This window comes from Plantibacter sp. AC185, from assembly GCF_979258065.1.
On sequence record NZ_OZ409831.1, the window covers coordinates 1,999,714 to 2,018,772 of the forward strand.

Sequence of the window (19,059 nt, forward strand, 5' to 3'; positions counted from 1 at the left end):
GTCAGCGGCCAGGTGAGGCCCATACGATGGATCCAGCCCGACTCCGAGACGAAGGACGCTGCATGCCATCCCGCCCCACCAAGCTGATCCCGCCGACCTTCTCCCGCACCCCCTCACTCGACGCCGAGGCGGTCGAGCTGAGCATCGCGATCGAACTCCCCGAGGGCGTCGAAGCGATCGGCCTGGCCGTCGCCCCCGCAGCCGACGGCGCCGCCGACGACATCCCCGCCGCGCTCGGACTCGACCGCGCGGCACTGACCCGCGCCGGCTTCACCGGCGAGATCGGCCAGACGCTCATCATCCCCAGCCAGGACGCCCCGACGTACATCGCGGTCGGCGTCGGTGCGCCTGAGAAGCGCACCCCGGCAGCCCTCCGCGACATCGCTGCGGCCTTCGCCCGGGCGGCATCCTCCTTCGCGAGCATCGGCCTCGACGTGGCGCGATCGTTCGACCTCGACCCGGCCTCCGCCGGCCAGCTCGTCGTCGAGGGCGCGCTCCTCGCCCGGTACCGCTACACCGAGCTGAAGCGCGAGACGAAGCGCACCCCGCTCGTCGCGCTCCACCTCGTCGCCGGTGCTGAAGACCTCCCGGAGACCGCGACCGGCGCACACCGTGGCGAGGTCCTCGCCCGTTCGGCGAACCTTGCGCGCGATCTCGCGAACACGCCTCCCGGACACCTCACGGCGACCGATCTCGCCGAGGTGGCCGAGACGTTGGGCGCCGCCAACGGGCTCGACGTCGAGGTCTTCGACAAGGACGCGCTCATCGAGCTCGGTCTCGGCGGCCTGCTCGGCGTCAACGCCGGCAGCGTCGAGGAACCGCGCATGATCAAGCTCCGGTACACCCCGAAGGACGACGACGGCTCGCCGATCGAAGCCGCAGGACACCTCGCGCTCGTCGGCAAGGGCATCATGTACGACTCGGGCGGCATCTCGCTCAAGCCGTCCGACCCGTCCCACGCGGCGATGAAGATGGACATGGCGGGCGCCGGAGCGATCCTGTCCGCCATGACGGCGCTGGAGGAGTTGCGCTGCACGAGCAGCGTCACGGCGTTCCTCATGTGCACGGACAACATGCCCTCGGGCTCGGCCACGATGCTCGGCGACGTGCTGACGTTCCGCAACGGCACCACCGTGGAGATCAAGAACACCGACGCCGAGGGTCGCCTCGTCCTCGCCGACGGCCTGAGCCTCGCCGTCGAGGAGGAGCCCGACGCGATCGTCGACATCGCGACGCTGACCGGTGCCGCGATCATGGCGCTCGGCACGAAGACGGCTGCGGTGCACGGCACCGACCAGGGCATCGTCGACCAGACGCTCGCGTCGTCGAAGGCCACCGACGAGCAGCTGTGGCAGCTGCCGCTCGAACGCAGCTACCGCAAGCAGCTCGACTCGGACGTCGCGGACCTCGCCAACATCGGCGGCCGGTTCGCCGGTTCGACGCTCGCCGCGCTGTTCCTCGCGGAGTTCGTCGGCGACATCCCGTGGGCGCACCTCGACATCGCCGGCACCATGCTCGTGGAGTCGGACGAGTCCTGGCGGTCGAAGGGTGCGACCGGGTACGGCACGCGCCTCCTGATCGACCTGGCGCTCAACTTCCGCGCCTGACCCCGGACGCGGCGCACCTCGGCTATGCCCGAGTTGCGCCGCGTCGGGCCCGCGTCGATGCGTCCGGCCCGGCGTCGATGCGCCCGGCCCCCTGAGCCGCGACCCGGCTCCTGAGCAGCGCCCCTGTCCCTGAGCCGCAACCCGGTCTCTGAGCCTGTCGAAAAGCGGCGACCGGACCCGTTCCGAACCCGTGCCTGACCTGCCGGCATGTCGAGGGCTGCCGCGTGGGCACTTCGACAGGCTCAGTGACCGGATCAGCCCATCCGTGACCCGGTCACTGAGCCTGTCGAAGTGTCGAAGGCCACACTTGTGACAACTCCCGTTGCCGTTCCGGCAAGAAACGGTCGTTTGCAGCCGGTGTCACGGCAGGCTGATGCCATGACCTCCGAGCACGAGCCCGCCATCACCGATCCCGCCGCCTTCTGGGAGCACCGCTACAGCAGCCGCGGCCAGGTGTGGAGCGGCAAGCCGAACGCCGCCCTCGAGCGCGAGGTGGGCGGGCTGGCGCCCGGCACCGCGCTCGAACTCGGCAGCGGTGAGGGCGCCGACGCCGTGTGGCTCGCCCGGCAGGGGTGGTCCGTGACCGCCGTCGACATCTCCCCGAGCGCGCTCGCCCTCGGAGCATCGACCGCGAGCGAGGCGGGGGTCGCCGATCGCATCACCTGGGTGCAGGCCGACCTGGTCGAGTGGGAACCGTCGGCGTCGTTCGACCTCGTCACCGCGACCTTCCTGCACTCCCCCGTCGAGTTCCCGCGCGAGGCGGTCCTGCGCCGCGCGGCGTCCGCGGTCGCTCCCGGCGGCACGCTCCTCGTCGTCGGCCACGCCGGTCCGCCGCCCTGGGCGACCGAGCACATCGCGCACGCGCACTTCCCGACGCCCGACGAGGTCCACGCCTCGCTGGAGCTGGAGGCGACCGAGTGGGAGGTCGTCACCGCAGGACTCGTCGCGCGCGCCGCGATCGGGCCCGACGGCGAGCCAGCCGAGCTCGACGACAGCGTCCTCGTCCTCCGCCGCCGTCCCTAACTCAGGAGCGTCTCAGCGTGTCGCGCCGCCCGGCCGGCGTGTCGCACCCGACACGCCGCAGCAGTCCTGAGTGAGGGACAACGCAACACCCGGGCGGTACGCGGAGTCACCCGTCCCCGCGTAGGCCCGGCCGGTTCACAACTCAGGACGGCCCGGCGGGTCACATCGGCCGCCCGGCGTGTCCGGCGGGACGCGCCGCACCGGTCCTGAGTTGTGAACCCCTGCCGTCCCCAACTCAGGAGTCGGCCGGCGCGTCGCAAGCGCTCCCGCTCGACGCACCGCAGCACTCCTGAGAACGGAACGGGAGGGACCACGACAGAACGCCCGCCGCACTCCTGGAGTGCGGCGGGCGTTCGGCGTTACGTGGTGCGACTAGTCGGTGCCGGAGTCGAACGCGGCGCCCTCGGAAGCGAGGTCGGTCGCGCGCTCGAGGGCGTCTGCGGTCGGGTCGAGGAGTTCGCCGCCGAGGATCTCCTGCGCCTCACCCTGCTCGAGCTTGCCGACGAGGTCCGCGGTCGCGCCGCCGACGATGCCGGCCGCTGCGTACTGCTCGAGCCGCGAGCGCGAGTCCGCGATGTCGAGGTTGCGCATGGTGAGCTGGCCGATGCGGTCGTCGGGACCGAACGCTGCGTCACCGACGCGCTCCATCGAGAGCTTGTCGGGGTGGTAGCTGAGGCCCGGGCCCGAGGTGTCGAGGATCGTGTAGTCGTCGCCGCGGCGCAGACGGATGGAGACCTCGCCGGAGACGGCGGAGCCGACCCAGCGCTGGATGGACTCGCGCAGCATGAGCGACTGCGGGTCGAGCCAGCGGCCCTCGTACATGAGGCGGCCGAGTCGGCGACCCTCGTTGTGGTAGTTGGCGACCGTGTCCTCGTTGTGGATCGCGTTGAGCAGACGCTCGTAGGCGATGTGGAGGAGCGCCATGCCGGGGGCCTCGTAGATGCCGCGGCTCTTCGCCTCGATGATGCGGTTCTCGATCTGGTCGCTCATGCCGAGGCCGTGACGACCACCGATGGCGTTGGCCTCGAGGACCAGCGCGACCGCGTCGGCGTACTCGACGCCGTTGAGCGCGACCGGGCGACCGGCCTCGAAGGTGACGGTGACGACCTCGGAGGCGATCGCGACGTCTTCACGCCAGAACGGCACGCCCATGATCGGCTCAACGAGTTCCATGCCGGAGCTGAGCTCCTCGAGGCGCTTCGCCTCGTGGGTTGCGCCCCAGATGTTGGCGTCGGTGCTGTACGCCTTCTCGGTGGAGTCGCGGTACGGGAAGTCGCGGGCGACGAGCCACTCGCTCATCTCCTTGCGGCCACCGAGCTCGTTCACGAAGTCGACGTCGAGCCACGGCTTGTAGATGCGCAGGCGCGGGTTGGCGAGCAGGCCGTAGCGGTAGAACCGCTCGATGTCGTTGCCCTTGTAGGTGGAGCCGTCGCCCCAGATGTCGACGCCGTCCTCCTTCATCGCGCGGACGAGCATGGTGCCCGTCACGGCGCGACCGAGCGGCGTCGTGTTGAAGTAGGTCTTACCGGCGTTGCGGATGTGGAACGCACCGCACTGAAGGGCGACGAGGCCCTCCTCGACGAGCGCCGACTTCGCGTCGACGAGGCGCGCGATCTCGGCGCCGTACTCCTTGGCGCGGTCGGGGACGGCGCCGATGTTGGGCTCGTCCGCCTGGCCGATGTCGGCGGTGTAGGTGCACGGGATGGCACCCTTCTCGCGCATCCAGGCGACGGCGACGGAGGTGTCGAGACCTCCGGAGAAGGCGATGCCGACGCGCTCGCCGACGGGGAGGCTGCTCAAGACTTTAGACACGCCTGCGATTCTACGGGTTCGCGGGGAGTGGAGCACGTCGCCGCCGGTACCGCCTCGCCCAGGCCGGGGGACGGCTGGGGCTGTGGCGATATCGACGGCGACGCTGCTGTGAACCGGACGGATCGGACCAGGTCCGCTCAGGCGCTGTTCGGGTCTCGCGCCATGAGCTTCACGAGTGCATCGGGATGACGATTCGTCGACTCCAGAGTGAGTCTCGCAGCGTCTGTCGGTCTTCCGCATGTCCCACTACTGGGGTCATCGGCAGGGGGCGACAGGCGGAGCCGACCCTTCGACAAGCGGTTCCTGCCCTTCGACAAGCCCTGCCCTTCGACAAGCTCAGGGACCGGGTGGTGAGGGGACAGGGACCGGCAGGTCGGCTACCAGATGGTGACGCGCTCCTCGGGGGCGAGCCATGCTGCGTCGGATTCGGTGACGCCGAACGCCTCGTAGAAGGCGTCGATGTTCCGGACGATCTGGTTGCATCGGAACTCGTTCGGCGAGTGCGGGTCGATCGACAGCAGACGGATGACCTCCGCGTCGCGTCCCTTCTGCTGCCAGGCCTGCGCCCAGGAGAGGAAGAACCGCTCCGCGCCGGTGAGGCCGTCGATGACCGGCGGCTCCGCGCCCTCGAGCGACAGCAGGTACGCCTTCCAGGCGATGCCGAGCCCGCCGAGGTCGCCGATGTTCTCGCCGATCGTCAGGGCGCCGTTCACGTGGTGGTCGGGCACCTGGGCGGGAGCCAGCGCGTTGTACTGCTCGATGAGCGACGCGGTGCGCTCCTCGAACGCCGCGCGGTCGGCCTCGGTCCACCAGTCGGTGAGTCGGCCGTCGCCGTCGAACTTCGACCCCTGGTCGTCGAAGCCGTGCCCGATCTCGTGACCGATGACCGCGCCGATCGCCCCGTAGTTCGCGGCGGCGTCGCGACCGGCGTCGAAGAACGGGTACTGGAGGATGGCGGCGGGGAACACGATCTCGTTGAAGCCGGGGTTGTAGTAGGCGTTGATCGTCTGCGGCGTCATGAACCACTCGTCGCGGTCGAGCGGCTTGCCGATCTTGCCCAGTTCTCGGTCCATCTCGAACCGGCTCGCACGACGGACGTTGCCGAGCAGGTCGTCGGCCTCGAGCTCCAGCGCCGAGTAGTCGCGCCACTTCACGGGGAAACCGATCTTCGGCGTGAACTTGTCGAGCTTCTCCAGCGCGCGCGTGCGGGTCTCGGGGCTCATCCACTCGAGGTTCTCGATGCTGTCGCGGTACGCCTCGACGAGGAAGCCGACGAGGACGTCCATCTCGTCCTTCGACGTGGCGCCGAAGTGCCGGTCGACGTAGATGCGGCCGACGGCCTCGCCGAGCATGCCCTCGACGAGCGAGACGCCGCGCTTCCAGCGCTCGCGCTGCTGCGGCGTGCCGGTGAGGGTCTTGCCGTAGAAGTCGAAGTTGGCGCGACCGAACTCCTCGGAGAGGTACGGAGCGGCACCGTGGACGACTTTCCAGGCCAGCCAGTCCTTCCAGGACTCGAGCTGCTCGGCGACGAGGAGCTCACCGAGGCCCTCGAGGAAGCTCGGCTCGCGGACGACGATCTCGGCGAACACGTCGTCGGCGGCGCCGATCGCGTCGCGCCAGACGGCGAGGTTCGGGCCGTCGAGGTCGGCGCCCGCGGCGAGCGCCGCAGCTTCGTCCCACGAGTAGAGGTTGTACGTCTTCTCGCTGTCGCGAGTGGCGACGTTGTCCCAGTGCTTGGACGCGATCGCCGTCTCGAGGGCGAACACGCGGTCGGCACGTGCGGCAGCGTCGTCGATGCCTGCGAGCTCGAACATCGTCTGGAGGTGTGCGCGGTAGGCCTCGCGGATCTCGGCGAAGGTGTCTTCACGGAAGTAGGACTCATCGGGCAGCGTGATGCCGCCCTGTTCGGCGAAGACGAGGTAGCGCTCGGGGTTGCCCGGGTCGTTGTCGACGAAGAGCTGCAGGAAGCCGCCGACCCCCTCCGCCTCGAACTCGCCGGACAGGCGGAGGAAGGACTCGATGGAGTCGACCGCTGCGACGCGGGCGAGCTGGTCGGCGAGCGGGGTCGCTCCGAGGGCGTTGGCCCGGTCGACGTCCATGAAGCTGGCGTACAGGGCGCCGATCTTCACGCCCTCCTCGCCGTCGGGGTTCGTCTGCGACTCCTCGATGATGTCGCGGACGGCGTTCTCGGCGTCTTCCGCCAGCTGGTGGAACGATCCCCAGCGAGCTTTGTCATCGGGGATCTCGGTGCGGTCCATCCACTTGCCGTTCACGTGGCGGAAGAGGTCGTCCTGCGGCCGCACGGCCGGGTCGAGTTCGGAGCGGTCGATGCCGGAGGCGAGCTGCGCGTCAGTCATGCGGATCAGCCTAGCGACGGCACCTGACCACGGCTCGGGTGTTCTCTCAGAGCGGGCGTGCCGCTCTGGACCGAGTCCTGTGGAGGAGCGTCGCGAGCGTTTCGGGGAACGAGGGACTACCGTTGACCCACCCGGCCGGAAGGAGCCCGCGTGGACTGGTTGGCCGACTTCCCGCCCGGCGTCCTGCTCCTCGTCGTCTTCCTGGTCGTCGCGGTCGAAAGCCTCGGCGTGCCGTTGCCGGGAGAGACCGTGCTCATCGGGGCGACCCTCCTCGCCGCGTCGAGCGGCCTGAACCCGGTGTTCGTCGCCGCTGCGGCCGCCGGTGGTGCGATCCTCGGCGACTCGATCGGGTACTGGATCGGCAAGCGGTACGGCCGGCGGCTCCTGTCGGTGCTGAACCGCAGATTCCCGAAGCACGTGGGGCCGAAGCGACTGGGCGCCGCGGTGCACCTCATGCGGCGGTGGGGGCCGTGGGCGGTGTTCGTCGGACGGTTCATCGCCGTCCTCCGCATCTTCTCCGGACCGCTCGCGGGCATGTTCCGCATGACGTACCCGCACTTCCTCGTCGCCAACGCGGCGGGCGGCATCGCCTGGGCCTCGCTCGTGGTGACGGTCGTCACCGTCCTGGGGAGTGCCGCGACCGAGTTCCTGCACCGCTTCTCCTGGGCGGCGCTCGCGTTGGCCGGTGCCGCGGCCGTCGTGATCGCGGTGGTCGTCGTGTTCCGGATCCGTCGTCGGGCTGCCCAGCCGGCCGCCGATCGCGCGCCCGTGTCGATGACCGAGGCTGAGCTCGACGAACTGCTGTCGCCATCCGGGTCGGTCCCGGCCACGACCGACGCCGACGCCCGAATGGACACGCCGACCACCCGGGCCGCCAGCTCGGCCCCCGTCCGCACCGATCTGCGCGCCGCGATCGCCGTCGTCCTGACGCCGCTGCGCTGGGCCCTGCGGACGACCCCCGCGACCACCGCCTTCGTCACCGTCTTCGTCGCCCTCGGCGTCGTGACCGGCGGCCTGTGGCGCCCGATCGACCAGGCCGCCTGGTATCCGGCATTCGCCTACGGGGTGCCGAGCCTTGAAGCCGGGCGCTGGTGGACGGTCCTGACGGGCATGTTCATCACCGCCGACCCGCTCGCCTATCTCATCGCGATCGTCGGCGCGGCCGTGTTCGGCGGGTGGGTCGAGGTCCGATTCGGCACGCTGCGGGCGTCGGCGATCTTCGTGACCGGCCATCTCGTCGGTGTCCTCGGGGCCCTCGGCGCGGCTCTGGCGCTGGCTCGGCTCGACTGGCCGTGGGCGCAGTCCCTCGTGACGACGCTCGACGTCGGTCCGAGCTGCGGCATCCTCGGCTGCGTCGCGACCGCGACCGCGTTCATGCGTTCCCCCTACCGGCTGCGCTGGCGGCTGCTGCTCCTGTCGTGGGTGTCGATCGCGCTCCTCTACGTCGGGAAGATCGACGACCTCGAGCACTTCATCACGACGGTCGTCTTCGTGATCGTGGCCCGCCTCCTCCTCGGCGAGCACCGGTCGACCCCGCGACCCACCATGCGCGACTGGCGGCTGTTCGCCGTCTCCGGGCTGCTCGTGATCGGTGCGGTGCAGCTGCTCGTCACCCTCGTGCCGCTCGACGGGCCGCTCGGTTCGACCACCCTGACGCAGGGCTCGATCCTCGACGTCGGGGTCGACACCATCGCGATCCTGGTGATCGCGAACTGGCTCCGCCGTGGTCATCGCTGGGCCTGGTGGGCGGCGATGGTGCTCACCGTCGGCAACCTCCTGGTCACGCTCGCCCTCATCGCCCTCGCCTGGCTGGCCCAGGTGCCGGTCGTGGCGTCGACCATCTGGATCTCCGCGAGCGTCCTGTGGGCGGGACAGGCGGTGGTCCTCGTGCTGTCGCGCCACGCGTTCCGGGTCGCGGCGAACCAGACCAGGCGACGCCTGCCCGGGGCGATCGGACCCGGTGCGCGGCGAGCACGCGCCAGGGCGGCCCAGCTGCTGCGCGAACACGGCGGCGGACCGCTGGCGGCCTCGGCACTCCGGCGCGAGAACCGGGTGTTCGTCACGGCCGACGGTGGACACGCGGTCGCCTACCAGCAGCATGCCGGCGTCGCGCTTGCCCTCGGCGAGCCGATCGGCGACCCCGGCGGTGCAGTCGCCGCGGTGTCGGCGTTCGCGACGGCGGCCGAGCAGGAGGGGCTCACACCGGCGGTCTTCGCCACCCGCGACGAGCGCATCGTGCCCGAGGGGTGGCGGGTGTCGCCACTCGGCCGAGACCTCGTGCTCGACCTCAGCGGGGCGGATGCATCAGAACCCGTTGGTCCGGACGATGCGACGGGAGCCGCCGGCGCGGATCCGACGACCTCGATCCTGGTGCCCGCTCGCGAACTGCCGTGGGAGCTCCGCAGCCAGATCCGCGCGCTGTCGTCGGTGTGGGTGTCCGACCGGCACGTGCCCGAGCTCGGTCTCACGGTGGGTTCGAGCATCGACGCCCCCGATGGCGACGACCGGGAGCCGACCGCCGCGGTCCGGGTCTCCGTCGTGACGGACGCCGCAGGTGCCGTGCTCGCGGCGGTGTCCTGGTTGCCGATCCCCGGGGCCGGCGGCACCGTGCACGGGTGGGCGCTCGACGCGGTCCGGCGCGCACTGCCGAAGGACGACGCCGGAAGGACGGCGGGTGCGGGTACAGCGTCGGGGGAACAGACCAGCCGAGCCGTCGAGCGGGCCCTGACCGACGCCTGCCGACGATTCTCGTCCGAAGGTGCGTCCTTGGTCTCGTTCGCTGCTTCCGGGCTGGCACAGGACGGCACCGAGCCCGACGGCGTCGCCGTGCGCACGATGGCCGGCATCGCCCACCGGGTCGACCCGCTCATCGGCTTCGCGGAGATCGCCGACGTCGCCGAGCGCCTGGGCGCCACCGCCGTGCCGCTGTTCCTCGCCTGCCGCGAGGACGCCGACCAACCACGGGTCGCCTACGCCGCCGCGGCCGGCTTCCTCACGGGCATCCGTCTCCGCGACCTCCCCGGCTTGAGCGGGTCGCTGCTCGCGCGGTAGGCCGTCGACTCCCGTCTCGGACGGCGACGCGGCGTGTCACCACCCGCGGCTAGGCTCGGCGGGTGACCACGGGACAGGACAGGCGACGGCTGCGGCCTGTCGACCGCGACATCCTCCGGCTCGCGGTCCCGGCGCTCGGGGCGCTGATGGCGGAGCCGCTGTTCCTGCTCGCCGACTCCGCGATGATCGGCCACCTCGGCGTCGTGCCGCTCGCCGGCCTCGGGGTCGCGAGCGCGGTCCTGCAGACGGTCATCGGTCTCATGGTGTTCCTCGCCTACGCGACGACGCCCGCGGTCGCCCGGCGCCTCGGACACGGCGACGAACGCGGCGCGGTGTCGCTCGGGGTGGACGGGCTCTGGTTGTCGCTCGGGCTCGGTGTCGTGATCGGTGCGGCCGGATGGTTCCTCTCCCCCACGCTCGTCGGGCTGTTCGGCGCGACGGACGCCGTCGCCCAGCAGGCCGACACCTACCTCGGCATCTCGATGCTCGGCATCCCCGCCATGCTGCTCGTCTTCGGTGCGACCGGGCTCCTCCGCGGCCTGCAGGACACCACCACGCCCCTCGTGGTCGCCGGCGCCGGGTTCGCCGCGAACATCGGCCTCAACTTCCTCTTCATCTACGGCCTCGGACTCGGCATCGCGGGATCCGCCATCGGCACCGTCATCGCGCAGTGGGGCATGGTCGTCGCCTACCTCGTCGTCGTCCTGCGCCACGTGCGTCGGACGGGAGCGAGTCTCCGCCCGCACCGCGCCGGCCTCGGTGGCGCGGCCCGTTCCGGCGGATGGTTGTTCCTCCGCACCGTCAGCCTCCGCGCCGCGATGCTCATCGCCGTGTTCGTCGCGACCGACCTCGGCACCGACGAACTCGCCGGGTTCCAGCTCGTCATGACCCTCTTCGCCACCCTCGCCTTCGCGCTCGACGCCCTCGCGATCGCCGCGCAGGCGCTCGTCGGCAAGGGGCTCGGGGCCGGCGACGTCGCAGGGGTGCGTGCCGTCCTCGTCCGCTGCCTCCAGTGGGGCGTCGGCTCGGGGATCGTGCTCGGCCTGGTCATCGCCCTCGCGAGCCCGGTCATCGGCCTGCTCTTCACGAGCGACCCCGACCTCGCGGCGCTCATCGTGCCCGCGATCATCGTGCTCGCCGTCACCACCCCGCTCGGCGGTGTCGTCTTCGTCCTCGACGGCGTCCTCATCGGCGCCGGCGACGCGAGGTACCTCGCGATCACCGGGCTGCTCAACACGCTCGTCTTCCTGCCGTTCGCGCTCGCGGTCCTCGCCTGGGCACCCGGCGGGCAGACCGGGCTCACCTGGTTGGCGCTCACCTTCTTCGTCGGCTACCTCGGTGCGCGTGCGACCACCCTCGGGCTTCGAGCCCGCACGACGGCGTGGATGCGCACCGGGGCCTGACCGACAACTGGGGAGTTGTCCCCATTGAGGCTGCCGCCTCGGTCCACCATCCTGGACCTGAGCATCCGTCAACGCTCACGATTCCAGGGGGAACCACCATGTCACTTCGCTCCGCTCACCACCGTCTCCGCGTCTCCGCGGTGGCCGCCGTCGCCGTCATCGGGCTCTTCGGGCTCGCCGCCTGCAGTAGCGGCGACGCACCGGCCGACTCCGACCCCTCGACGAGCGCCACGACCGCGCCCGAGGCCACGGAGGACGCTGCCCAGGAAGAGCCGTCATCGGGCGCGACGAAGTGCACCGAAGAGCAGGTCAACACGCTCAGCGCAGCCAGCGGCGTCGCGGTCCCGGCAGCCGCTGTCGCCGCTGCGAAGGCCACCTTCGCTCCGGCCGCGGTCCTCGGCGACCTGCCGACGGTGTGCATCCTCAGCTACGAAGCGGGTGCCGCCTCGGGCAGCTACGCCGTCCTCTCCGGCGGCGCCGCCTCCCTCACCGCAGCGGCCGCGAACGCGACGGCCGGTGGCGCGAGCGTGACCGAAGCCGCCGGTACGTTCACCGGATCGCTCGACGGGCTGACGATCATCGGCATCCCGTTCACCCAGCTCACCCAGGAGACCGCCGGGTTCGAGAACGTCGAGGACCTCGTCGTCGTCGTCTCCACCGCGGCACTCGGCTAGGCTGCCGCAGCGTCACGCCAGCGCCCATCCGCCCTCGTCGGGCGGGTGGGCGTTCGTGCGTGTCGGCAGACCGAGCCGGAGCGACGGGGCGTCGGGCGGCTCGCGCATCAACCGATCGGTGGATACGAGGATCAGCCCCTCCACCGCTACCGGTGCGCGTCGCAGCGGACGAGCATGGACACCATGAGCACACGACCGATCATCGAGGTCCGCGGGCTGCGCAAGCAGTACGGCGATTTCACCGCCGTCGACGGGGTCTCCTTCGACATCCACCCGGGTGAGACCTTCGCCCTGCTCGGCCCGAACGGTGCCGGGAAGAGCACCACGATCGAGATCCTCGAGGGCTACCGGCACCGGACGGGCGGCGAGGCGAGCGTCCTCGGTGTCGACCCGGCGAAGGGCGGTCTCGACTGGAAGGCCCGCCTCGGCATCGTCCTCCAGTCGAGTGCCGAGGCCGCCAACGTCACGGTCCGGGAGCAGCTCACACAGTTCGCCCGGTACTACGCGGACCCGCGGGATGTGGACGAGGTCATCGAGGCGGTCGGGCTCACGAGCAAGGCGGGCACGCGCATCGGCAAGCTCTCGGGCGGCCAGCGTCGGCGGGTGGACGTCGCGCTCGGGGTGGTCGGCCGCCCGGCCCTCCTCTTCCTCGACGAGCCGACGACCGGGTTCGACCCTGAGGCACGTCGGCAGTTCTGGGAACTCATCCGCTCGCTCAAACGCGACGGCACGACCATCCTCCTCACCACCCACTACCTCGACGAAGCCGCCCAGCTCGCCGACCGCGTCGCCGTCATCGCGGCGGGTCGACTCGTGGAGATCGGCGCGGTCGACGAGATCGGCGGCGCCGAGGCCCGGATCCCCGTGGTGCGCTGGCGCGACGAGCACGGCCTCCACGAGGAACGGACCGAGGCACCGGCTGCACGGGTCGCCGATCTCGCGGCGACACTCGGCGGAGAGCCGCGCGACCTGGAGGTCATCCGCCCGAGCCTCGAGGACATCTACCTCGGGCTCGTCCACGCGGCCGACGCCGCTGCGGCGCCAGCCACCCCATCCGAAGCACCGTCACCGGCCACGCAGGTCACCACGACAGGAGTCGGCGCATGACCACCATCGACCGCACCACCAACACGCTCGTCCCGACACTCCCCCGCGGACGCACCCTCCGACTCGGAGCGAGCCGGATCGGCTACGAGACCCGCATCTACTTCCGCTCCGGCGACCAGGTGTTCTTCACCTTCCTCTTCCCCGTCGTGATGCTCGCGATCTTCTCGACCGCGTTCAGCGCGATGGGGAACGTGGGCGAGGCACCCGACGGCACCGGCGGGGTCAGCCAGGCCGCCTTCTACCTCCCCGGCATGATCGCCGCGGGCATCCTCCTCTCGGGCGTCCAGAACCTCGCGACCGACATCGCGACGGAGAAGAGCGACGGCACGCTCAAGCGCCTCGGCGGCAGCCCGCTCCCGGTGATCTCCTACTTCCTCGGGAAGATGGGGCAGGTCCTCGTCACCTCGGTGCTCCAGATCGCGCTGCTGCTCCTCGTCGCGCGGTTCCTGTTCGACGTCACCCTGCCGACCGAGCCCGAGCGGTGGCTCACCTTCGCCTGGATCTACCTGCTCGGCATCGCCACGTCGGCGGTCCTCGGTATCGCCCTGTCGGCGCTCCCCCGCACGGGCAAGAGCGCGACGGCCGTCATCATCCCGATCGTGCTCGTGCTGCAGTTCATCTCCGGCGTCTACCTCTCGTTCACGATGCTCCCCGAATGGCTGCAGAGCGTCGCGAGTGTCTTCCCGCTCAAGTGGATCGCGCAGGGCATGCGTTCCGTCTTCCTGCCGGAGGGGTTCGCCTCGCAGGAGCCGTCCGGGGGCTGGGACCTCCCGATGGTCGCGCTCGTCCTCGTCGTCTGGGCGGTCGTCGGCCTCGTCCTCACCCGCCTCACCTTCCGCTGGGTCCGCCGCTCCTAGCCCGCGAACTGTCAGTTCCGGTGGGTGTACGCCACCGGAACTGGCAGGAAGTGACAGTTCGCGGGCAGGGATGGGAGGGTTGGGACATGGACGGACGACGGTGGTGGGATGTCGCGTTCGGCGCGGGGTGCGTGATCGTCGGTGCGCTCGTGAGCGTCAGCGCGGCCGGGGCACCGGAACGGGTCGTCGGCGTCTGGATCGTGCTGGCGGCGCTCTGCCTCGTCTACTACACGGCCGGGCGACGCACCCTCGAGCGTCCGCAGGGTGGGCTTTGGTTCGCGATCACCCTCATCGCCCTCACCGCCGTGGGTACCGCGTTCTCACCGAACGTCCTGACCCTCCAGTGCCTCGTGTTCCCGCTGCTGTGGGTGTTGACGCCGAAGACGCGGAACGCGATCGTCCTCAACATCGCGAGCGCCGCGACCCTCGCCGTCGGCTTCATCGTCGGACAAGGCGCCACCCCCGACGTGATCCTGCAGGGGCTCGCGATCCAGAGCGTCTCGCTCGTCTTCGCGTTGTCCCTCGGTCTGTGGATCACCCGGATCGCCGAGCTCGGCGATGAGAAGGCACGACTCCTCGTGAGTCTGCAGACCGCTCAGGCCGAATCGGAACGGGCGAGCCGGGAGGCCGGGGCTGCCGCCGAACGCGAACGCATGGCTCGCGACATCCACGACACCATCGCGCAGAGCCTCACGAGTGTGGTGCTGCTCGCGCAACGCGCCCGTTCCGAGGTCGGCGAGACCGTCGCGGGCACGCCGGACGCCTCCCCGCTGGACGGTCGACCGATCGCCGCCCTCGACAGCATCGACCTCATCGAGAGCACGGCACGCGACGCCCTCCGCGAGGCGAGATCCCTCGTGGCCACGACGGCGGCGATGCCGGCCGCCGACACGACGCTCGGTGACAGCCTCCGCCGCTTGGGCGAGCGGTTCGCCCGCGAGACAGGTGTGGCCGTCGACATCGACGCTCCGTCCGAACGGTTCCAACGGGCGCCCGAGGTCGTGCTGCTCCGGAGTGCGCAGGAGGGTCTCGCGAACATCCGGAAACACGCCGCCGCCGACCGCGTCGAGCTGGCGCTCACCGTCGACGACGGCTGGGCCGAACTGCGGATCTCCGACGACGGGGTCGGGATCGCGGACCCGGACGGCGCGCTGCTCGGGACCAGTCCGGGCGCGGGCTTCGGGCTGCACGGCATGCACGACCGGGTGACGCTGCTCGGCGGGACGGTGGAACTCGCGAGTGCCGCCGGAGCGGGGACGACCGTGCGGGTGCGAGTGCCGGTGACGATCGAGGCGGGCCCTTCGACAAGCTCAGGGACCACGGACGGCGTGTCGGCCGGCAGCCCCTCGACAGGCTCAGGAACCGTGGAGGAGGGACGATGACACGGATCAGGATCGTCGTCGCGGACGACCACCCCATCGTGCGGTCGGGCATCGTCGCGCTGCTCGGGCGCGCGGACGACCTCGAGGTCGTCGCCGAGGTGGCGGACGGCGCTGCGGCGGTCGCGGCGACCGAGGAGCACCGGCCGGACCTCGTGCTCATGGACCTGCGCATGCCGGTCCTCGGCGGTGCGGAGGCGACAGCGCGAATCGTGCAGTGCGTGCCAGGCGTCCGGGTGCTCGTGCTGACGACCTACGAGACCGACGACGACATCCTCGGCGCGATCGAGGCCGGAGCCGGCGGCTACCTGTTGAAGGCGGCGCCCGAGCAGGAGATCCTGGCCGGCATCCGTTCGGTGGTCGCCGGTCAGACGGTGCTCGCGCCGACGATCGCGGCAACACTCGTGGGCCGCATGCAGGGCGGGACGCCAACCCGCCCACAGCTCAGCGCCCGCGAGCTCGAGGTCCTCGCGCTCGTCGCCGCCGGCAACAGCAACCGGGCGATCGCGGCGGCACTCTTCATCTCGGAGTCGACGGTGAAGACGCACCTGCTGCACGTCTTCGAGAAGCTCGAGGTGGCCGACCGGACCAGGGCCGTCACCCGTGCTCAGGAGCTGCGCCTGCTCTGAGCCGGCGCACGAGGCGGCGGGTCTGCTCAGTTCCCTCGGGGCACGGGACGCCGCACGTGCGTGCGCAGACCCACCACGTCGAGGACGAACTCGCAGAACATCGCGTTCGCCCAGGAGAACCACGGCCGGGTGAAGGTGTCGGGGTCGTCCTTGTGGAACGACTCGTGCATGACCCCCGTGCCGGCGTCGGTCCGCAGCAACGTGTCGAGCAGGCGGGCGCGATCCTGCTCGTCCTGCGAGGTGAGGCCCTCGATGGACAGGGCGATCGGCCAGATGTGGTCGTGGGGTGTGTGCGGGCTCCCGATCCCACGGGCGGCGGACCCGACGAAGTAGCTCGGGTCGTCCTCGCTGAGCAGGAACCGTCTGGTGGCGAGGTACCGGGCGTCGTCGGGCGCGCACCAGCCGAGGAACGGCAGCGAGAGCAGGCTCGGCACGTTGGCGTCGTCCATCAGGAGCGCGTTGCCGAACCCGTCGACCTCGTAGGCGTAGACGTCGCCGTACTGGTCGGTCGTCACGACACCGTGGGCGTCGATCGCGGTCTCGAGCTCGATTCGAAGCGTCCGCGCCTCCGCTGCGAGTACCTCGTCGTCGAGCACCTCGCGAGCGATCGATTCGACCCCGGCGAGCGTCACCGCGGCGAAGAGGTTGCCGGGAACGTTGTAGCCGTACCGCCCTGCGTCGTCGCTCGGCCGGAACCCCGACCAGGAGAGCCCGGTCCACGCCGTCTCCGGCCCGAGTCCGTCGCGGACGAGGGTGTCGGAGAGCGGGGCATCGAACCGCTGGAACCGGTACGGCGAGTGCTCCTCGTGGTGCTGCTCGACCCGCCAGACCTCCATCGCCGCGACGACGGCGGAGCGGTACCGCGCATCCAGGTGGTCGCGGCGCCCCGTCGCCAGCCAGATGTCGTGTGCGAGCTGGAGTGGGTAGCAGAGCGAGTCGATCTCGTACTTGCGCTCCCACACCCAGGGCGATGCATCGGTGCGGTCGTCGTGGTGCCCGTGGCCGTTCGGCTCGGCATTGAACGCGTTCGCATAGGGGTCGAGTGCGATCGCGTCCAGCTGCCGACGGTTGACGGCGACGAGCAGCTCGGCCAGCTCGGGGTGGTCGGTCGCGAAATGGAGATAGGGCGCGAGCTGGGCGCTCGAGTCGCGCAACCACATCGCGGGGATGTCGCCGGTGAGCATGAACACGGTGCCGTCCGGCATGGGCGTCATCGTGCTGTGCAGGGTGTCGGCGAAGCAGCGCTCGAACATCTCGGCCACCCGTTCGTCGCTGCGCTCCCGCACAGCCGTGGTCACCTCGGTGATGAGTTCGTCGATCCAAGCGGTCACGGGTCTCCTCCGTCTGCGTCGGCGCGGTGATCGGGCGGGTCAGGTCTGCGCAGGTCGGAACGAGGGGGCGCGCCCCGTGTTCCACCCCACCGTCAGACGTCGCCGCGTGGTTTCGGGGCGTCCGGCTGTTCCGCCGCGTAGGCGGACTGGCCGGTCGCTCCGGGCTCCCCGGCGGGGATCGGGACGAGGTACGCCGCGGTGCCGTAGGCGGTCAGCTGCGTCCACGCACCGCCGATGTCGGTGGTCTCGAGACGCATCGCGAGGACCGCGTTCGCGCCGCGCTGTTCCGCGTCGGCCACCAGGCGTCGCATGACCTCCTGGCGGGACTCGAACAGCAGTTGGGTCATCCCCGGGACCTCGCCGCCGCCGAGCGCCGAGAAGCCGATCGACATCGAGGAGCCCCAGTCGCGAGCTCGCACGGTGAGCCCGACGACCTCGCCGAGGACGGCGTCGATGCGGTGTCCGGCGACGGTGTCCGTCGTCACGACGATCATGCGGTGGCCGCCGTTCCGGCCAGACGCGACAGTGCCGCGAGCGAGAGCGCTGCGATGCCGGTGTCGAGGGTGGGGTGGATGAGCGGAGCGAACTTCGAGGAGTGGTTGCCGGGGAGGTCCTGCTCCATGCGGCCCGAGGCGTAGGCCGCCGCGAACGCCTGTGGATCGGCGCCACCGAGGATCCAGTAGACGATGGGAGCGTCGGCAGCCGTCGCGAGCATGCCGACGTCCTCACTCCCCGTGACGAGACCGGGGTCGACGATGCGATTGGCACCGAACGCGTCGGCGAACACCGCCGTCACCGCACCGGTCGCCGCGGGATCGTTCACGAGCACCGGGAAGGTCTCGGTGTGTTCGATCACCGGTTCCCGCTCGGCGCCCGACGCGGCGGCCTCGGCGCGGATGATGCGCTCCATGGAGCCGACGACGCGGTCGCGCACGTGCGGTTCGTAGCTGCGGATGTTGACGCCGATCTGCGCGGTGTCGGGGATGATGTTGTTCTTGGTGCCGGCGTGCATCGTGCCGACGGTGAGCACCGCGGTGTCAGTTCCGGCGACCTCGCGGGACACGATGCTCTGGAGGCGGACGACCGCCGACGCCGCCATCACGATCGGGTCGATCGTCGACTGCGGGCGGGATCCGTGCCCGCCGCGGCCGTGGAAGGTGACGCGGTAGGCGTCGGTCGCGGCGAACGACGGACCGGCGTGCGTGCCGACGACACCGGCAGGCAGCGGACCGACGTGCTGGCCGAACACGATGTCGGGCTTCGGGACGCGTGCGTAGAGGTCGTCGTCGATCATCGCCTGCGCACCGCCGCCGGCCTCCTCGGCCGGCTGGAACAGGACGACGAGCGTCCCGGACCAGGTGTCGCGCCGTGCGGCGAGCAGTTCGGCGGCACCCAGCAGACAGGTGACGTGGACGTCGTGGCCGCAGGCGTGCATGACCGGGACGTCATTGCCCTCCGGGTCGACCCCGCGCGCGACGCTCGCGTAGTCGAGGCCCGTCTCCTCCAGGACGGGCAGGCCGTCCATGTCGGCCCGCAGCAGGACCGTCGGTCCCTCGCCGTTCTCCAGGACACCGACGACACCGGTGCCGCCGATCCCCGTCGCGACCCCGTACCCGAGGCCGGTGATGCGATCCGCGACCAGGGCGGCCGTCCGGTGCTCCGCGAAGGAGAGCTCCGGATTCGCGTGCAGGTCCTGGTAGACCGGGGCGAGGGACACGGCGAGCGCGGCCGCCTCCTGCTGGACGAGTGCGGCGGTGGCGATGGGCTGGTCGGTCATGGGTCTCCTTCGAGCGTCGCCTCCACCCTACGGGGCATGCCGTCCGTATCGT

14 protein-coding genes are annotated in these 19,059 nt (G+C 70.9%); 9 read left to right on the top strand and 5 right to left on the bottom strand.

The annotated features are described in order from the left end of the window. The first annotated feature begins 62 nt into the window (after positions 1-62). Entirely contained in the window at positions 63-1,607 is a 1,545-nt protein-coding gene (locus ACZZZB_RS09515; protein WP_202938600.1) for a leucyl aminopeptidase, read from the top strand. Positions 1,608-1,985: 378 nt separating this feature from the next. Beyond that, positions 1,986-2,630, top strand: a complete 645-nt coding sequence (locus tag ACZZZB_RS09520) for an SAM-dependent methyltransferase (protein ID WP_463529539.1) — start codon at positions 1,986-1,988, stop codon at positions 2,628-2,630. Positions 2,631-3,002: 372 nt separating this feature from the next. Here the strand turns inward: ACZZZB_RS09520 and argG are convergent, their stop codons facing one another. Both argG and ACZZZB_RS09530 read right to left on the bottom strand, forming a co-directional pair. Continuing rightward, positions 3,003-4,442: an argininosuccinate synthase gene (argG, locus tag ACZZZB_RS09525; RefSeq protein WP_079704472.1), complete on the bottom strand. Its 1,440-nt coding sequence runs from the start codon at positions 4,440-4,442 to the stop codon at positions 3,003-3,005. A gap of 377 nt (positions 4,443-4,819) precedes the next feature. Continuing rightward, positions 4,820-6,799, bottom strand: coding sequence for a M13 family metallopeptidase (locus ACZZZB_RS09530; protein WP_229940185.1), 1,980 nt, complete (start codon positions 6,797-6,799; stop codon positions 4,820-4,822). A gap of 150 nt (positions 6,800-6,949) precedes the next feature. On the opposite strand from ACZZZB_RS09530, the gene ACZZZB_RS09535 reads away from it, so the two are divergent. The 7 genes from ACZZZB_RS09535 (at position 6,950) to ACZZZB_RS09565 (ending at position 15,899) form a co-directional block, all read left to right on the top strand. Further along, on the top strand, positions 6,950-9,850 hold the full coding sequence (locus ACZZZB_RS09535) for a VTT domain-containing protein (protein WP_463529540.1): 2,901 nt from the start codon (positions 6,950-6,952) through the stop codon (positions 9,848-9,850). A gap of 62 nt (positions 9,851-9,912) precedes the next feature. Continuing rightward, the gene (locus ACZZZB_RS09540) at positions 9,913-11,253 is read left to right on the top strand and encodes an MATE family efflux transporter (RefSeq protein WP_463529541.1); all 1,341 of its coding nucleotides are present in this window, start codon (positions 9,913-9,915) and stop codon (positions 11,251-11,253) included. Positions 11,254-11,351: 98 nt separating this feature from the next. Continuing rightward, a complete protein-coding gene (locus ACZZZB_RS09545; RefSeq protein WP_191940033.1) occupies positions 11,352-11,927 on the top strand; it encodes a hypothetical protein in 576 nt (191 codons plus the stop codon). A 183-nt stretch (positions 11,928-12,110) separates the two neighbouring features. Continuing rightward, a complete protein-coding gene (locus ACZZZB_RS09550) occupies positions 12,111-13,034 on the top strand; it encodes an ABC transporter ATP-binding protein (protein WP_202938607.1) in 924 nt (307 codons plus the stop codon). Next, on the top strand, positions 13,031-13,891 hold the full coding sequence (locus ACZZZB_RS09555) for an ABC transporter permease (RefSeq protein WP_202938608.1): 861 nt from the start codon (positions 13,031-13,033) through the stop codon (positions 13,889-13,891). The genes ACZZZB_RS09550 and ACZZZB_RS09555 overlap by 4 nt, the downstream gene beginning before the upstream one ends. Before the next feature lie 86 nt (positions 13,892-13,977). Next, positions 13,978-15,273 (top strand): sensor histidine kinase, encoded by a 1,296-nt coding sequence (locus ACZZZB_RS09560; RefSeq protein WP_463529542.1) that lies wholly within the window; start codon positions 13,978-13,980, stop codon positions 15,271-15,273. After that, complete coding sequence (locus ACZZZB_RS09565) at positions 15,270-15,899, top strand: response regulator (protein WP_463529543.1); 630 nt, start codon at positions 15,270-15,272, stop codon at positions 15,897-15,899. The genes ACZZZB_RS09560 and ACZZZB_RS09565 overlap by 4 nt, the downstream gene beginning before the upstream one ends. 26 nt (positions 15,900-15,925) lie before the next feature. Here the strand turns inward: ACZZZB_RS09565 and ACZZZB_RS09570 are convergent, their stop codons facing one another. From ACZZZB_RS09570 to ACZZZB_RS09580, 3 genes are all read right to left on the bottom strand, one after another. Beyond that, a complete protein-coding gene (locus tag ACZZZB_RS09570) occupies positions 15,926-17,230 on the bottom strand; it encodes a glycoside hydrolase family 125 protein (protein WP_463529544.1) in 1,305 nt (434 codons plus the stop codon). A gap of 92 nt (positions 17,231-17,322) precedes the next feature. Then, on the bottom strand, positions 17,323-17,724 hold the full coding sequence (locus ACZZZB_RS09575) for a YbjQ family protein (protein ID WP_079704464.1): 402 nt from the start codon (positions 17,722-17,724) through the stop codon (positions 17,323-17,325). Then, on the bottom strand, positions 17,721-19,007 hold the full coding sequence (locus ACZZZB_RS09580) for an amidohydrolase (protein WP_137242808.1): 1,287 nt from the start codon (positions 19,005-19,007) through the stop codon (positions 17,721-17,723). The genes ACZZZB_RS09575 and ACZZZB_RS09580 overlap by 4 nt, the downstream gene beginning before the upstream one ends. Positions 19,008-19,059: the final 52 nt, after the last annotated feature.

Coding starts and splice junctions, on each gene's coding strand:
- ACZZZB_RS09515 (WP_202938600.1), top strand. CDS start 63: ATGCCATCCCGCCCCACCAAGCTGATCCCGCCGACCTTCTCCCGCACC.
- ACZZZB_RS09520 (WP_463529539.1), top strand. CDS start 1,986: ATGACCTCCGAGCACGAGCCCGCCATCACCGATCCCGCCGCCTTCTGG.
- ACZZZB_RS09530 (WP_229940185.1), bottom strand. CDS start 6,799: ATGACTGACGCGCAGCTCGCCTCCGGCATCGACCGCTCCGAACTCGAC.
- ACZZZB_RS09545 (WP_191940033.1), top strand. CDS start 11,352: ATGTCACTTCGCTCCGCTCACCACCGTCTCCGCGTCTCCGCGGTGGCC.
- ACZZZB_RS09550 (WP_202938607.1), top strand. CDS start 12,111: ATGAGCACACGACCGATCATCGAGGTCCGCGGGCTGCGCAAGCAGTAC.
- ACZZZB_RS09555 (WP_202938608.1), top strand. CDS start 13,031: ATGACCACCATCGACCGCACCACCAACACGCTCGTCCCGACACTCCCC.
- ACZZZB_RS09560 (WP_463529542.1), top strand. CDS start 13,978: ATGGACGGACGACGGTGGTGGGATGTCGCGTTCGGCGCGGGGTGCGTG.
- ACZZZB_RS09565 (WP_463529543.1), top strand. CDS start 15,270: ATGACACGGATCAGGATCGTCGTCGCGGACGACCACCCCATCGTGCGG.
- ACZZZB_RS09575 (WP_079704464.1), bottom strand. CDS start 17,724: ATGATCGTCGTGACGACGGACACCGTCGCCGGACACCGCATCGACGCC.
- ACZZZB_RS09580 (WP_137242808.1), bottom strand. CDS start 19,007: ATGACCGACCAGCCCATCGCCACCGCCGCACTCGTCCAGCAGGAGGCG.